2 protein-coding genes are annotated in these 1,860 nt (G+C 72.4%); both read right to left on the bottom strand.

Translation table 11 applies throughout. The features are described from left to right. On the bottom strand, window positions 1–833 hold an 833-nt coding region (locus PLL68_RS01275), incomplete at its 3' end, for a siderophore-interacting protein (RefSeq protein WP_324530897.1). After that, the gene (locus PLL68_RS01270) at window positions 830–1,567 is read right to left on the bottom strand and encodes an ABC transporter ATP-binding protein (protein ID WP_324530923.1); all 738 of its coding nucleotides are present in this window, start codon (window positions 1,565–1,567) and stop codon (window positions 830–832) included. The genes PLL68_RS01275 and PLL68_RS01270, both read right to left, overlap by 4 nt. Window positions 1,568–1,860 lie beyond the last annotated feature (293 nt).

Genomic DNA, 1,860 nt, shown 5'->3' with positions numbered 1-1,860 from the left:
GTCCAGTACCCGCACGAGTAGATGCTGCCCCGGTCGACCCCGGCCTCACGCAGCACGCGCCGCGCCCCGGCAGCCAGTGCCGCCTCACCGCAGGCCCACGCGTACCGGACCGGCCCTCCACCGGCAGCCAGGGCAGCGGCCAGCCCCGGCACCACGGCACTTCCCGGGCGGCCGGATCGCACGTACACCCGCGCATCCCCCAGCTCATACGCCCGCAGCACCGACACATCGGCCACCTCGACGTGCGCCTCGACGCCCTGGTCGGCTGCGTCGCCGGGCCCACCCCACGACTCGAGGATCGCCGCCACCGACGGCACCGCGCTCTCGTCGGCGACGAGCACCTGGCGCCCGGTCACCTCGAGCCCGCGGTAGAGGGCACCACTGGCGCGCAGCCCCACGGGGTCGCCCGGCCGAACCCGGCAGGCCCACGCCGACCCGGGACCCGTGTCCCCGTGGGTCATGATGTCGATGTCGATCCGCCCCCGCAGCGGGTCGTGCTCGCGGATCGTGTACCAACGCAGCGCCGGCCGGTCCACAGCGGGAATCGCGGCGACCGACCCCCGCATGTCGACGGCATCCGGGTCGGGCATGACGAGCGGCCGACCAGCCGCGGGCATCACCAACCCGACGTACTCGTCGGGCCCACACGCCACGAAGTCGCGCAGCGTGGGCGCCTCACACGTCACCCGGCGCATCCCGCCGCCGAGGTCCGCCACCTCGACGACCGTGGCCACGAACTGCGGCGCGTCCTCGCGCACGAGGGGGGTGGCGGCATCCGAGGCGCGCACGAGCCTCCGCGTTGCCATCGGCACGACCTTGGCACCGGCACTCATGACGCTCTCCTTCGGGGCATGACCACGGGGGTTCCTGACTCGGGGTCGACGATGACGCTCGCGGTGACCCCGAAGACGTCGGCGATCACCTCGGGGGTCACCACCTGGGCGGGCGGCCCTTCGGCGATGATCCGGCCGTCACTCATCGCGACGAGGTGGTCGGCGTAGCGCGCTGCCATCGCGAGGTCGTGCAGCACCATGACGACCGTGGTGCCGGACTGGTCACGCAGCGAGCGCACGAGGTCGAGCACGTCGAGCTGGTGCGCGATGTCGAGGAAGGACGTCGGTTCGTCGAGCAGCAGCACCGGCGTGTCCTGGGCCAGCACCATGGCCAGCCACACCCGTTGTCGCTGACCGCCCGACAGGCTGTCGACCGGCACTGACGCGAGCTCGACGAGGTCGGTGCGGGTCAGTGCCGACGCGACGGCCTCCTCGTCGGCGCGGCCCCAGCTGCGGAACAGGCCGTGGTGCGGATGCCGCCCGCGCTCGACGAGCTCGAGCACGCTGACACCCTCGGGCACGATCGGCTGCTGCGGCAGCAACCCCAGGCGCCGGGCCACCTCACGCGTCGGCAGTTCGGTGATCACCTCACCGTCGAGCAGCACCGACCCACCGCGTGGCTTCAGCAGCCGGCCGAGCCCGCGCAGCAACGTCGACTTCCCGCACCCGTTGGGCCCGACGACGACGGTGATCTTGCCCGTGGGCACGTCGAGGGTGACCCCGTCGACGACCATCCGCTCGTCGTAAGCCAGGCTCACGGCATCCGCCCGCAGTCGGGGCGAAGGCTCCTGCGACCTCTGCGACGACTCCGACCGCTCAGCCTCCTGCGAATGTGGGTGAAAACCGTCGGCTGGACGACGATTTTCACCCACGTTCCAGCGAGGGGCAGGGGTCGAGGGAGAGGTCGAGGTGGGGGTGGTGGTCTCTGACACGGTCATCGGCCCTCCGGGGACGTGGTTCGGGAGCGGAGCATCCAGAGCAGGACGGGGGCGCCGAGCAGGCCGGTGACGACCCCGACCGGCAGGGC

It is taken from the genome of Ornithinibacter sp. (assembly GCF_035443565.1).
Lineage (GTDB): Bacteria > Actinomycetota > Actinomycetes > Actinomycetales > Dermatophilaceae > Fodinibacter.
The sequence above is the reverse complement of the archived record's forward strand: the minus strand, read 5'-3'. Positions and strand labels throughout refer to the sequence as shown.

Coding starts and splice junctions, on each gene's coding strand:
- PLL68_RS01270 (WP_324530923.1), bottom strand. CDS start 1,567: ATGGTCGTCGACGGGGTCACCCTCGACGTGCCCACGGGCAAGATCACC.